Source organism: Micromonospora noduli (genome assembly GCF_003264475.1).
Taxonomy (GTDB): domain Bacteria; phylum Actinomycetota; class Actinomycetes; order Mycobacteriales; family Micromonosporaceae; genus Micromonospora; species Micromonospora noduli.
In genome coordinates this window covers 297,468-309,739 of the sequence record NZ_PYAC01000043.1, presented here as the reverse complement: position 1 = coordinate 309,739, position 12,272 = coordinate 297,468, and the positions used below count along the sequence as shown (strand labels likewise).

14 protein-coding genes are annotated in these 12,272 nt (G+C 71.0%); 6 read left to right on the top strand and 8 right to left on the bottom strand.

The window, feature by feature from the left end; genetic code table 11:
* The first annotated feature begins 33 nt into the window (after positions 1 to 33).
* Complete coding sequence (locus tag MED15_RS33005) at positions 34 to 1,029, top strand: ribonucleotide-diphosphate reductase subunit beta (RefSeq protein ID WP_112589854.1); 996 nt, start codon at positions 34 to 36, stop codon at positions 1,027 to 1,029.
* Here MED15_RS33005 and MED15_RS33000 read toward each other — a convergent pair.
* Positions 1,026 to 1,940: a MerR family transcriptional regulator gene (locus MED15_RS33000; protein WP_112737882.1), complete on the bottom strand. Its 915-nt coding sequence runs from the start codon at positions 1,938 to 1,940 to the stop codon at positions 1,026 to 1,028. The genes MED15_RS33005 and MED15_RS33000 overlap by 4 nt on opposite strands.
* A 118-nt stretch (positions 1,941 to 2,058) precedes the next feature.
* Between MED15_RS33000 and eno the strand changes: the two genes are divergently transcribed.
* Entirely contained in the window at positions 2,059 to 3,324 is a 1,266-nt protein-coding gene (eno, locus tag MED15_RS32995) for a phosphopyruvate hydratase (protein ID WP_112602553.1), read from the top strand.
* On the opposite strand, the gene MED15_RS32990 is transcribed toward eno, so the two are convergent.
* From MED15_RS32990 to MED15_RS32980, 3 genes are read right to left on the bottom strand one after another with little or no spacing between them, the layout of a single operon-like run.
* Entirely contained in the window at positions 3,306 to 3,746 is a 441-nt protein-coding gene (locus MED15_RS32990; protein WP_112737880.1) for an arsenate reductase ArsC, read from the bottom strand. The two genes, eno and MED15_RS32990, sit on opposite strands and share 19 nt — an antisense overlap.
* 17 nt (positions 3,747 to 3,763) lie before the next feature.
* Positions 3,764 to 4,855 (bottom strand): ACR3 family arsenite efflux transporter, encoded by a 1,092-nt coding sequence (gene arsB, locus MED15_RS32985; RefSeq protein WP_112726255.1) that lies wholly within the window; start codon positions 4,853 to 4,855, stop codon positions 3,764 to 3,766.
* Positions 4,852 to 5,205 (bottom strand): ArsR/SmtB family transcription factor, encoded by a 354-nt coding sequence (locus tag MED15_RS32980; protein WP_112589799.1) that lies wholly within the window; start codon positions 5,203 to 5,205, stop codon positions 4,852 to 4,854. Before MED15_RS32980 ends, arsB begins: the two co-directional genes overlap by 4 nt.
* 95 nt (positions 5,206 to 5,300) lie before the next feature.
* Between MED15_RS32980 and MED15_RS32975 the strand changes: the two genes are divergently transcribed.
* Positions 5,301 to 5,798 carry a GNAT family N-acetyltransferase gene (locus MED15_RS32975; RefSeq protein WP_112737878.1) on the top strand — a complete coding sequence of 166 codons (498 nt, stop codon included), beginning with the start codon at positions 5,301 to 5,303 and terminating at the stop codon, positions 5,796 to 5,798.
* A 45-nt stretch (positions 5,799 to 5,843) separates the two neighbouring features.
* Positions 5,844 to 7,238 (top strand): FAD-dependent oxidoreductase, encoded by a 1,395-nt coding sequence (locus tag MED15_RS32970; protein WP_112602785.1) that lies wholly within the window; start codon positions 5,844 to 5,846, stop codon positions 7,236 to 7,238.
* 195 nt (positions 7,239 to 7,433) lie between these two features.
* Here the strand turns inward: MED15_RS32970 and MED15_RS32965 are convergent, their stop codons facing one another.
* Entirely contained in the window at positions 7,434 to 7,787 is a 354-nt protein-coding gene (locus MED15_RS32965; RefSeq protein WP_112602549.1) for a TraR/DksA family transcriptional regulator, read from the bottom strand.
* Between the two features lie 118 nt (positions 7,788 to 7,905).
* Between MED15_RS32965 and MED15_RS34610 the strand changes: the two genes are divergently transcribed.
* Both MED15_RS34610 and MED15_RS32955 read left to right on the top strand, forming a co-directional pair.
* On the top strand, positions 7,906 to 8,496 hold the full coding sequence (locus MED15_RS34610; RefSeq protein ID WP_112697723.1) for a TetR/AcrR family transcriptional regulator: 591 nt from the start codon (positions 7,906 to 7,908) through the stop codon (positions 8,494 to 8,496).
* A 122-nt stretch (positions 8,497 to 8,618) separates the two neighbouring features.
* Positions 8,619 to 8,969 (top strand): DUF1330 domain-containing protein, encoded by a 351-nt coding sequence (locus tag MED15_RS32955; protein ID WP_112697721.1) that lies wholly within the window; start codon positions 8,619 to 8,621, stop codon positions 8,967 to 8,969.
* Positions 8,970 to 9,032: 63 nt separating this feature from the next.
* Here the strand turns inward: MED15_RS32955 and MED15_RS32950 are convergent, their stop codons facing one another.
* The 3 genes from MED15_RS32950 to MED15_RS32940 are packed head-to-tail and all read right to left on the bottom strand — an operon-like array spanning position 9,033 to position 12,255.
* Positions 9,033 to 10,244: a ferritin-like domain-containing protein gene (locus MED15_RS32950; RefSeq protein WP_112737876.1), complete on the bottom strand. Its 1,212-nt coding sequence runs from the start codon at positions 10,242 to 10,244 to the stop codon at positions 9,033 to 9,035.
* The gene (locus MED15_RS32945; RefSeq protein ID WP_112737874.1) at positions 10,241 to 11,086 is read right to left on the bottom strand and encodes a phosphate/phosphite/phosphonate ABC transporter substrate-binding protein; all 846 of its coding nucleotides are present in this window, start codon (positions 11,084 to 11,086) and stop codon (positions 10,241 to 10,243) included. The genes MED15_RS32950 and MED15_RS32945 overlap by 4 nt, the downstream gene beginning before the upstream one ends.
* Positions 11,086 to 12,255, bottom strand: coding sequence for an acyl-CoA dehydrogenase family protein (locus tag MED15_RS32940; protein ID WP_112737872.1), 1,170 nt, complete (start codon positions 12,253 to 12,255; stop codon positions 11,086 to 11,088). Before MED15_RS32940 ends, MED15_RS32945 begins: the two co-directional genes overlap by 1 nt.
* Positions 12,256 to 12,272 lie beyond the last annotated feature (17 nt).

Genomic DNA, 12,272 nt, shown 5'->3' with positions numbered 1-12,272 from the left:
GACGCCAGCACCACCGACACGAGGACCACGCACATGCTGCTCGACCCCGGGATGGACCTGACTCTCCGCCCGATGCGCTACCCGCACTTCTTCGACCGGTTCCGCGACGCGATCCGCAACACCTGGACCGTCGAGGAGGTTGACCTGCACGCCGACCTCGCCGACCTGGACAAGCTGTCGCCGGCCGAACGGCACCTGGTCAGCCGCCTGGTGGCGTTCTTCGCCACCGGTGACACGATCGTCGCCAACAACCTGGTGCTCAACCTCTACCAGCACGTCAACAGCCCGGAGGGTCGCCTCTACCTGTCCCGTCAGCTGTTCGAGGAGGCCGTGCACGTCCAGTTCTATCTCAACCTGCTCGACACGTACGTGCCCGACGAGACGGAGCGCTTCGAGGCCTTCGCCGCCATCGAGAACATCCCCTCGATCCGTCGCAAGGCCGAGTTCTGCTTCCGATGGATCGACTCACTGAACGACCTGCGGGAGCTGCGGTCCCGCGAGGACCGGCGGACGTTCCTGCTCAACCTGATCTGCTTCGCCGCCTGCATCGAGGGGTTGTTCTTCTACGGCGCGTTCGCGTACGTCTACTTCCTGCGCTCCCGCGGCCTGCTGCACGGCCTCGCCTCGGGCACCAACTGGGTGTTCCGCGACGAGTCCATGCACATGGCGTTCGCGTTCGACGTCGTCGACACCGTCCGTGCCGAGGAACCGGACCTGTTCGACGACGACCTCGCCGACCAGGTTCGCCGGATGCTCACCGAGGCGGTCGAGTGTGAGGTGCAGTTCGCCGAGGACCTGTTGGGCCATGGTGTGCCCGGTCTGACGTTGGCCGACATGCGGGAGTACCTCCAGCACGTCGCCGACCGCCGGCTCGCCCAGCTCGGCATCGCCCCGCACTACGGGTCGAGCAACCCGTTCGGCTTCATGGAGTTGCAGGACGTCCAGGAGCTGTCCAACTTCTTCGAGCGGCGGGTGTCGGCGTACCAGGTCGGGGTGAGCGGCACTGTCGCCTTCGACGACGATTTCTAGGCGGCAACCGATCCGGGGGCCTGGCGTCGCTTGGTGAGCCACCGCATCACGTGCAGTGGGTGCGACGCCGGGTCCGGGATCGGGTGGAAGACGTGTTCGACAGCGCCGTCGGCGACGATCAGCGTCAGCCGCTCGTAGAGCGTCATGTCGCCGGCGGTGCGGGTCGGCAGCCGCAGCGCGTCGGCCAGGGTCAGCCTCGGGTCGGGGATCAGCGGGTAGGGCAGCCGCAGTCGGTGCGCGAGTTCTCGCTGGTACCCGGTCGACTGCGCGGACAGGCCGTACACCCGCGCGGCGCCGGCCGCGCGGAGCTCGGCGTGGTGGTCGCGGAACCAGGCGGCCTGCTCGGTGCTGCCGCGCGCGCCGTGGATCTCCAGCAGCCCGTTGGGCAGGTCGACGCCCGGTCGTCCGGTCAGCGGGTAGACGAAGATGACGCTGCGGCCGGGGCCGAGCGCGCCGAGATCGACCGGGCGGCCGTCGGTGCCGTAGAAGGACAGCGCTGGCAACCTGACGCCGACCAGCGCGGTGGGGTCGGCGCCTTCGGCGGGACTGCCGGGCACGACCTGGGTCGCGGCGGCGTCCAGGCGCGCGTCCAGCGCGTCCCGCTGGGCGGTCAGCTTGCCGATCCGTTCCTGGAGGTTGGTGATGGTGCTGCGGTACGTGGCCACCGCCGCCGCGCACACGTCGGTGTCGTCGGAACCATCGGCGATCGACTCGACGAACGGCCGGGTCTCCTCGACGGTGAGGCCGAGCGCCATCAGCTCCCGGATCTGCGCCACCAGCCGCACCGCGATCGGGTCGTACTCGCGGTAGCCGTTGTTCAGCCGCCGGGGTACGACCAGCCCGGCCGACTCGTAGTACCGCAGTGCCCGGACCGTGGTTCCGGTCCGGCGTGCCAACTCACCCACCCGCATCCCGCGACCCTAAACCCGCACCCCGGGGTACGGGTCAACGTGTCCATCGTCGCGGTGTCAGGGCCGCCGTTTCCTGCCAGTCTGGCTGCGAACAGGCAGCTTGAGCAGGGAGTGTGTGATGACGGCAATCAGTCGGGTGCGTGCTCGGCAGATCCTCGACAGCAGGGGCAACCCGACAGTGGAGGCCGACGTGGTCCTCGCCGACGGGTCGACCGGCCGGGCGGCCGTGCCGTCCGGCGCGTCGACGGGGGCGAACGAGGCGGTCGAGCTGCGCGACGGGGACCGGACGCGTTTTCACGGCAAGGGCGTCAGCACGGCCGTCGCCGCGGTCAACGGCGAGATCGCCGACGCGGTGCTCGGGCTCGACGCGGAGGACCAGGCCCTGATCGACGAGACGATGATCGCTCTCGACGGTTCCAAGGACAAGGGTCGACTGGGCGCCAACGCGATCCTGGCGGTGTCCCTGGCGACGGCGAAGGCTGCGGCGTTGGCCCACCGGCAGCCGCTGTACCGCTACGTCGGTGGCGTCGGCGCCCGCCTGCTGCCGGTGCCGATGATGAACATCATCAACGGTGGCGCGCACGCCGACAATCCGCTCGACTTCCAGGAGTTCATGATCGCCCCGGTCGGAGCGCAGACGTTTGCCGAGGCGGTCCGGATGGGCGCGGAGGTCTTCCACACCCTCAGGGCGTCCCTGGCCGCCGCCGGGCACAACACCAACGTCGGTGACGAGGGCGGCTTCGCGCCGAACGTCACGGACGCCGACGAGGCGCTGCGGTTCGTGCTGCGCGCCATCGAGGACTCCGGTTACCAGCCCGGCGTCGACGTGCGGATCTGCCTCGACCCGGCCAGCTCGGAGTTCTTCCGCGCGGGCGTCTACGACTACGTCGGCGAGGGACGCCGGCGCACCGTCGAGGAGCACATCGACTACCTGCTCGACCTGGTCTCCCGGTACCCGATCAGCTCGATCGAGGATCCGATGGCCGAGGACGACATCGCCGGCTGGAAGCGACTGACCGCGGTGGCGGGGGAGCGCGTGCAGCTGGTCGGCGACGACGTCTTCTGCACCGACGTCGACCGGCTGCGCGACGGGATCGACGGCGGCTACGCCAACGCGATCCTGGTCAAGGTCAACCAGATCGGCACCCTCACCGAGACCCTGGCGACGGTGGACGCCGCGCACAAGGCGGGGTACCGGGTGGTGATGTCGCACCGATCCGGGGAGACCGAGGACACCACCATCGCCGACCTGGCTGTGGGCGTCGGCTGCGGTCAGATCAAGACCGGCTCGCTGTCGCGCTCCGACCGCACGGCCAAGTACAACCAGCTCATCCGCATCGAGGAGGAGCTGGGCGAGCGCGCCCGCTACGCCGGAGGCCGCTGAGAGGTGTGCCTCGGTCCGGTGGCGAGGTTCAGGTCGGTGAGGAGCTTCTCCACCCGGTCCCGGATCTCGTCACGGATCGGGCGCACGGCGTCGACGCCCTTGCCGGCCGGGTCGTCGAGCTTCCAGTCTTCGTAGCGTTTGCCGGGGAAGACCGGGCAGGTGTCGCCGCAGCCCATCGTCACGATGACGTCGGACGACTCCGCCGTGGCGTACTCCAGAAGTTTCGGGGTTTGGTCGGTGATGTCGATGCCGACTTCCCGCATGGCCTGCACGGCGGCGGGGTTGACGGTGTCGGCGGGGGCGGAGCCGGCGGAGCGGACCTCGACGGTGTCGCCGGCGAGGTGGCGCAGCCAGCCGGCGGCCATCTGGGAGCGGCCGGCGTTGTGGACGCAGACGAACAGGACGCTGGGCTTGTCACTCACGGCGGGTGCCTTCCGGGTTACGCGGTTGCGGAGTTCGTGGGGGTGAAGAAGCGGCGCCGCGCCCACAGGGAGACGTAGACCAGGCCGACGAGGACGGGCACCTCGATCAGGGGGCCGACGACGCCGGCGAGGGCTTGGCCGGAGGTGACGCCGAAGGTGCCGATCGCGACGGCGATGGCGAGTTCGAAGTTGTTGCCGGCGGCGGTGAACGCGAGGGTGGTGGTGCGTTGGTAGCCGAGGCCGATGGCCCGGCCGAGGGCGTAGGAGCCGGCCCACATGAGGGTGAAGTACACCAGCAGGGGCAGGGCGATGCGGACGACGTCCAGGGGTCGGCTGGTGATGGCGTCGCCTTGCAGGGCGAACAGGATCACGATGGTGAACAGCAGCCCGTAGAGGGCGGCCGGGCCGATGCGGGGCAGGAAGCGGGCCTCGTACCAGGTGCGGCCCTTGGCGCGCTCGCCGAGGCGGCGGGTGAGGTAGCCGGCGAGCAGTGGGATGCCGAGGAAGATGAGCACGTTACCGGCGATGTCCCAGGCCGAGACCGTCAGATCGGCGCCGGAGAGCCCCAGCCACTGGGGAAGTACGGAGAGGTAGAACCAGCCGAGCAGGCCGAAGGCGACGACCTGGAAGACGGAGTTGAGGGCGACCAGGACGGCGGCGGCTTCCCGGTCGCCGCAGGCGAGGTCGTTCCAGATGATGACCATGGCGATGCACCGGGCCAGGCCGACGATGATCAGCCCGGTGCGGTACGCGGGTTGGTCGGCCAGGAAGATCCAGGCCAGGGCGAACATCACGGCGGGGCCGACGAGCCAGTTGAGGACCAGCGAGGAGATCAGCAGCCGCCGGTCGCCGGTGACGGTGTCGAGTCGGTCGTAGCGGACCTTCGCCAACACCGGGTACATCATGATCAGCAGGCCGACCGCGATGGGTAGCGAGATCCCGCCGATCTGCACCGCGTCCAGGACGCTGTTAAACCCGGGGATCAGCCGACCGAGGAGCAGGCCGGCGACCATCGCCAGCCCGATCCACACGGGGAGGAACTGGTCGAGTCGGGAGAGGCGGCCGACGACGGCGCTCTCGGCCGGGTCGCTCTGCAGGGTCGTCGTCATGTCGCCGGCGCCACGGTGAGCAGTGCGGCGAGCTGGCGCAGGATGCCCGTCCGGGCGCGGTAGTAGACCCAGGTGCCCCGGCGTTCGGCGTCGACCAGCCCGGCCTCGCGCAGCGTCCTGAGGTGGTGCGAGATGGTCGGACCGGTCAGGTCGAACGCGGGGGTCAGGTCGCAGACGCAGATCTCCCCGCTCTCGGCGGAGGCGATCATCGACAGCAGTTGCAGCCGCACCGGGTCGCCGAGGGCCTTGAACGCGGGCGCGAGCACAGCGGCGGCCTCGGCCGGTACGCGTCGCTCGGCCAGCGGGACGCAGCACGACACGTCCACGGTCGGACCTGCTTGATTCGACATTCCTCTAGGTTGACACTTCTCTAATCAGTGTGCAACTGTCTGATTCGACAGACGTCGAGACAGTCCGCTGATCTCTTCCGGAAGGCAACCCGCTGATGGCCGACATCACCGTGCGCCCCATGACCGACGCCGACGCCGAGCGGGTCCTGGCGATCTATCAGGCCGGTCTGGACGCCGGCAATGCCAGCTTCGAGATCACCGCCCCGACCTGGGCGGCGTTCGACGCCGCGCGCCTGAGCGCGCACCGTTTCGTGGCCGTCGACCCCGACGGGGCCGTCCTCGGCTGGATCGCCGTCTCGCCGACCTCGACCCGCGCGGTCTACGCCGGAGTGGTCGAACACTCCGTCTACGTGGACCCGGCCGCCCAGGGCCGGGGCGTCGCCCGGCTGCTGCTGACCGCGCTGATCGCCTCCACCGAGGCAGCCGGCATCTGGACCATCCAATCCGGAGTCTTCCCGGAGAACACCGCCAGCCTGACCCTCCACCAGCGGGCCGGCTTCCGGGTCATCGGCGTACGCGAGCGCGTCGGCCGCCATCACGACCGCTGGCGCGACGTCATCCTGCTGGAACGTCGCAGCCCCACCATCACCTGACCAGCCGTGGCCCTCAAGACGGGCCACCACACCGAGGAGCCACTGATGAACGCTCTGGACGACCTTCCCACCATCGTCATCGGCGCCGGCCCGACCGGTCTCGCCGCCGCCGCGCACCTGCACGAACGCGGGCTGCCCTTCACCGTCCTCGAAGCCGGCGACACCCCGGGTGCCGCGGTACGCCAGTGGGGGCACGTGCGGGTCTTCTCGCCATGGCGTTACAACATCGACCCGGCCGCCCGTCGGCTCCTCGACGAGGCCGGCTGGGTCGCCCCCGACCCGGGGGCACTGCCCACCGGCGCGGAGCTGGTCGACGACTACCTCCGGCCCCTCGCGCAGCTGCCACAACTGAAGCCACACGTGCGGTACGGGGCACGCGTCGAGGCGATCAGCCGGCTCGGCCTCGACCGGCTGCGTACCGCCGGACGCGACACCGCACCGTTCCTGCTCCGCCTCGCCGACGGCGACGAGCTGGTCGCCCGCGCCGTCATCGACGCCTCCGGCACCTGGAGCACGCCGAACGTCCTCGGCGCGTCCGGTCTGCGCGCGCGAGGGGAGGCCGACGCGGCGGCGTACCTGGAGCACGCGCTGCCGGACGTCCTCGGCGCCGACCGGGGTCGGTTCGTCGGACGCCACACCCTGGTGGTCGGCGCCGGTCACTCGGCCGCGAACACCCTGCTGTCCCTGGCGGAGCTGGCCGCCGTCGAGCCCGGCACCGAGGTCACCTGGGCCATCCGGGCCGCCGCGCCGACGCGTACCTACGGCGGCGGGGACGCCGACGCCCTCCCGGCGCGGGGCGCGCTCGGCGTACGGCTGCGTGCGCACGTCGACGCCGGACGGATCCGGCTGCTCACCGGCTTCTCCGTGCAGACGCTCACCCCGACGGGCGGCCGGGTGAGTGTGGCCCTACGGCACGGCGACGGCAGGGTCGAGTCGATCACCGTCGACCGTGTGGTCGCGGCCACGGGCTTCCGCCCCGACCACAGCATCGCCGCCGAGCTGCGGCTGGACCTCGACCCGGTGCTGGGTGCCACCCGTGCCCTGGCACCGCTGATCGACCCCAACGAGCACTCCTGCGGCACCGTGCCGCCGCACGGCGTGGACGTACTCGCTCACCCGGAGCAGGGCTACTACGCCGTCGGTATGAAGTCCTACGGCCGGGCACCGACGTTCCTCATGGCCACCGGCTACGAGCAGGTCCGCTCCGTGGTCGCCGCGCTGGCCGGTGACTGGGCCGCCGCCCGCGACGTCCAGCTCGACCTGCCCGAAACCGGTGTGTGCAGCAGTGACTCCGCCGTCTCGGCGGGCGGCGACGACTGCTGTGGGCCGCAACCGACAGGGCGCGGACTGTCGACCGGCATCTCCGGAGGGCTGCTGTCCGCACCGATCAGCCTCATCGCCCTCGACGCCGCGCCCGCAGGAGGTTGTTGCGCCAGCTGATCACCGGTTACGACGGTGCTCCTGGAGGCTTCACCGCGATGAGCGGTATACCTGTGAGTCATATTTATGACCCACAGGTATACCGCTCGTCAGAGCGAGACGCCGGGCAGCCCGCGTAGTCGGACGGTCCCCCCGAAGTGAGACCCCCTCCTGCCGGGGGCGCGGCCGGGCGGACCACCGCCAAGGCAGGCACCGTCACCGTCGGCTGGCACAGGCGACACACGTACGCGCGGACGGGCGGGCGACGAGTCGCTCGGCGGGAATCGGCCGGGCGCACCGTTCGCACACGCCGTAGCTGCCGTCGTCAACCCGTCGCAGCGCGACGTCCAGCTCGGCCAGGCGTCGGCGGGTGGCGTCCAGGACGGCGGTGAGCTGCGCGCGTTCGAAGGCGATAGTGCTGCCCTCAGGGTCGTGCTCGTCATCGGCGTTGGACGACCGGGACGCCTCGAAAAGGCTCCGGAGGTCGCCGTCCAGGGCGGTGGCCTGGATTTGGGTCTGCTCGCGCAGCCGCAGCAGCTCCTCGCGGACCGCGCTGGAATCCCTGTTCATGGCAGTTCCACAGTACCTGGGGGATGACGGCGGTCACATCACTGGCATTCCGAGACGACCGGTCATATCGTGGTGTCTGTCAGTCAGCCGGAACCCCGGGCGAGAGGAGTGCCACGAGATGCCACGAACGAAGTCGCCGGCCTCCGCCGGGACCCGGCAACGGTTGTCCGACGCCGCGTTGGACCTGTTCCACCTGCGGGGCTACAACGGGACGAGCGTCCAGGACATCGTCGCCGCGGCCGGGGCGCCCAAGGGCACCTTCTACAACCACTTCGCCAGCAAGGAGGACCTCGCCCTCGACTCGGTGGCGAGATACTCCGCAGCGATGGGGCTGGAGATGCTCGACGAGAAGCAGGGCGGCACCCCGCTTGAGCGGATCACCGCTCATCTGAGCTACATCACCGGCCTCGGCGACACCATGGGTGACCGCGGATGCCTGCTCGGCAACTTCGCCACCGAGATCCCGGCGCACAGCGATGTCCTGCGCAACGCCGTCGACGCCGGCTTCGGCCGCTGGGTCGCCGCGCTCGCCACGGTGATCGAGCAGGCGCGGGCTGCCGGTGAACTGCACGGCGACGAACCCGCCGCTGATCTCGCCGGCTTCGTCGTCTCCAGCTACGAGGGCGCGGCAGCGCGGGCGAAGGCATCCGGTGACCCGGCCGCCCTGCGCGAGTTCTTCACCATCACCACGGCCCGGATCCTCACCTGATCCGCGTCTGGTCCCCTCGGTAACAGTCCGCGTCGTTTCATCTGACGCGGCGCGTACCCAATCCAAGACGACCGGTCGTACGCCTTCGACCGGGAAGCAGCACCCGCATTGAGGAGTGAGACATGAGCACGTACCTGATCAATCACCTGCGTATCCCGGGCGGAGTGCCGACCGAGGAGTCCCTGCGTTACCTGGAGCAGGTACAGGCCACCACCGAGGCGTACGGCGCCAGGTGGCTCGTCCTGGATGCCCAGGTGCAGGTCCTTGAGGGCAGCTGGCCCGGTTCGGTCGTGCTCATCGAGTTCCCGGACGCGGAGACCGCCATGACCTGGTACAACTCGCCCGAGTACCAGGCGATCCTGGCGCTACGCGTCGATCACACCATCAACGACCTGGTGCTGGTGGACTCCGTCGGCCCGGACTTCACTGTGGCCGGCTACGCGCGTCAGATCCGAACCCTGCTCGGCCAGTGACCAGCGCCCGCTGACCTGCCGTACCGCGATCCCCGCGCACGCCCCGCCGTGCGCGGGGATCGGCTACATGAAGTTGCGGGTGTGCAGGGCGGAGAGCGCCGCCGCCTCGTCGGGCCGGAAACCCAGGCGGACGAGGCGGCGCTGACGGCCCTGATCCATCGCGTGTTGCAGAGCCTGCACCCGGTCGAAGCCGGCGGACACGTCGTCCGGATGCCAACCACCCGCCGCGAGCAGCACCAGCGCGTCGAAGACGTCCGCGTTGAGCCCCGCCGTGTCGACCAGCGCGTCGTGGCGGCGGTGGATGGCCGCCCGCAGTCGGTCCCGCAGCAGCGGATCCAGCCGCGCCTGATGCTCCAGGTGTGCCATGCCGAACAACACGTGCCGGCGCTCGTCCTGCATGGCGAGCCAGCAGATCCGGCGGGTGACCGGGTCCGGGGCGTTCTCGTGCAGGAACGAGAGCAGGTCGACGAAGCTGCCCTCGCCGAGCACGGAGAGCAGGAACGACGCCAACGCGAAGTCCGACTCCGCGACGAGGGTGAACAGCGACTGCCGGCCGCCCGCGGATGACGTGCCCATCTCGGCGCCCCGTAGCAGCGCCCGCCGGCTGAAGACCTCCATGTGCCGGGCCTCGTCGGCCATCTGCACGGCGAGAAGCTGCACCACCTCCCGAAAGTGCGGATGGATGCGCCCCACGAAGCGGGCCGGCACGACGAGGGCGGCCTGCTCGTTCTCGACCAGGTAGGTCATCACCTGCACCACCGCTGCCTCGACGTCGGCCGGCAGCGCGAACGGGTCGTTCCACGGCACCGCGGTCTGCGGGTCCCACTGTCGGGCGGCAGCCTGCGCGTACAGGTGGGGGGCGATGTCGGCCCAGACCAAATCGCGGTCGTCCAGGTCGAACCGGGCCTCCGGACCACCGGCCTCGAGCAGCGCGCCCCGGGCGCCGAGCCCCCACCTTGCGGGTGGACGGCTGCTGAGTGCCGACGGCAGGGCCGGCCCGGCCCGCTCCGCGCCGAACCAGCGGTCGTCATCCGCCGACCCCCGGACCACCACCGCCACGAGCTCGTTCGGCTCGCCCCGATCCGGCCATTCGACCCGATGGCCCCGGCCACGACACCAGGCGGGCAGGTGTACGCGCAGCGCCGGGTCGCGCCCGGAGACCGCCAACCGGCCGCCGGGCGGCAACCCGGCCAGGGCGCGCTGCACGAGCAGGTGCGCGCCCCGGCCGAAACCCAGGTCACCCAGGTCGACAGCGGCACCCGGTGTCGCGCTCACGGCCGGTAGTCCGTGGCCGTCACCCGCCCGTCGAGGGAGTAGAAGCCGCTGGTGTCGACCGCGTCGGCGAGGGCGTCATACCCCGTGGTGCGGCCCTCCCGCCAGGCCGTCAGCCCCTCCAGGTCGAGCAGCGGACGCACCTGCGGATCGGCGTACGACATGCCGAGCAGCAGCGTGCCGAAGAGCCGGACCCCGTCGGACTCCGGCACGCGGACCGTCATGTTGCAGTGGTCGTAGCGTGCGGTCTGCGCCACGATCCGGGTGCTCTCGGGCGGTAACGTGCCCTCCTGGACGAACGCCAGGTGGTTGGCGTCGATCATGCAGGCGGCGTCGACCTCCCCGGCCACCAGGGCGCGGGCCGCGTCGCGCTCGCCGCCGATGTGGTCGCCGTGCAGGCCGACACCCACGTCGAAGCGGCGTACGTCGACAGCCACCCCGGCCGCCGCGAGGTGGTCCAGCGGAATCAGCGTCGCCTGTGGACTGTCGACCGCCCCGACGGCGACCACCCGTCCGGTGAGGTCCGCGATCTGGCGCACCGGTGAGTCCGCGCGAACCACCACGACCGAGGTGAGGTCCTGGTCGGTGTCGCGCATGGTGAGCGCGCGTACGGCCGTGCCGTTGGCGGTCGCCAGCCGCTCGGCCCGTACCCAGGCCAGGGGAGAGTTCCAGGCCGCGTCGATCCGCCCGGCGAGGAGGTCCTCGACCTGTCGCTCGTAGTGGGAGTAGAGGACGAAGTCGAAATCCAGGCCCCGCCCGCGCAGCCAGGTGCGGAAGCCCTCCCAGATGGTCACCACCTTCGGGTCGTACGCGACCGCGCCCATGAGCACGGTTGGCGCGGGCATCAGCGGTTGGCCTCGTCGAGCAGCGGCAGCCCGGTGGCGAGCCGACCGACGAAGTCGTGCAGCGCGTCGGTGGTCGGCGCCATCACCCGGGCCGCGCGGGCGTCCCGGAAACGGCGCTCAAGGCCCAGCTCCTTGCGGAAGGCGCTGCCGCCGCAGAGCTGCATCGCGCCATCGGTCACGTCGGCGACGGTCTCGCCGGCGAGCGCCTTGACCTGGAGCACCCGCAGCATCGCGTCGTCGCGGCCGGTCTCCAGTGCGGTGAGCGTGTCGCCCAGGAAGGCTCGCAGCGCGTCGGTGCGGATCATCAGCCGGGCGAGGTCGCGTCGGGTGACGGGCGCGTCGCGCAGGGCGGCGCCGGTGTGCGTGAGCGTGGTCCGGGTGAGATGCCGGCCGGCCTCGGCCACCGCGCTGTCGGCGAGACCGAGGCAGAAGGCGGCGTTGAGCACCAGGAACCAGGGCAGGACCGCACCGAGCGCGGTGTCGAGCCCGGCCCCGTCGGCCGCCATCCTCGCCGTCGCCAGAACCCTGAGTCCGTCGGCGGTCATCGGCCGGGAGCCGTTGCCCCGCAGGCCCAGCCCGTCGAAGTCGCCAGTCACGCTCAGGCCGGCGCTGTCGGCCGGCACCAGCCACAGCGTCATCGGGCCGGCGTCGCGGGTCAGCGGAAGGCTCGACCAGACGTAGCTGTTGGCCTCGCCGGCCGAGGTGACCCAGCTCTTACGGGCGTCGAGGCGGACGGTGTCGTCGTCGGCGGCTGTCGCGGTGCCGGTCGGCGACCAGAAGTGGCTGCGCGAGCCGTACTCGGAGAACGCCAACGTGGTGAGGTGATCGCCGGAGGCGATGGCCGCGCGGACGTCGTGCGGGCCGTGCGCCTCGATGACGGCGGTCGCCGCGTAGTGCATGAGCACCACCATCGCGGTGGACCCGCACTCGGCGGCCAGCCGCTCGATCACCTCGGCGACCGCCCGGATGCCGTGGCCGGCGCCGCCGACCTCGGTCGAGGAGGCCAGGCCGAGCAGGCCGGCCGCGGCGAGAGCGTCGACACCCGGGCGGGGGAAGGCCCCATCCCGGTCGACGATCGGCGCCTGTGGGCGGATCACGTCGTCGATCACCGTGCCGAGCGCGTCCGTGGGATCGGTGGCGGTCTGGGCATTGTCGACAGTGGTCGTCATGCTCGGAACCCCTCAAG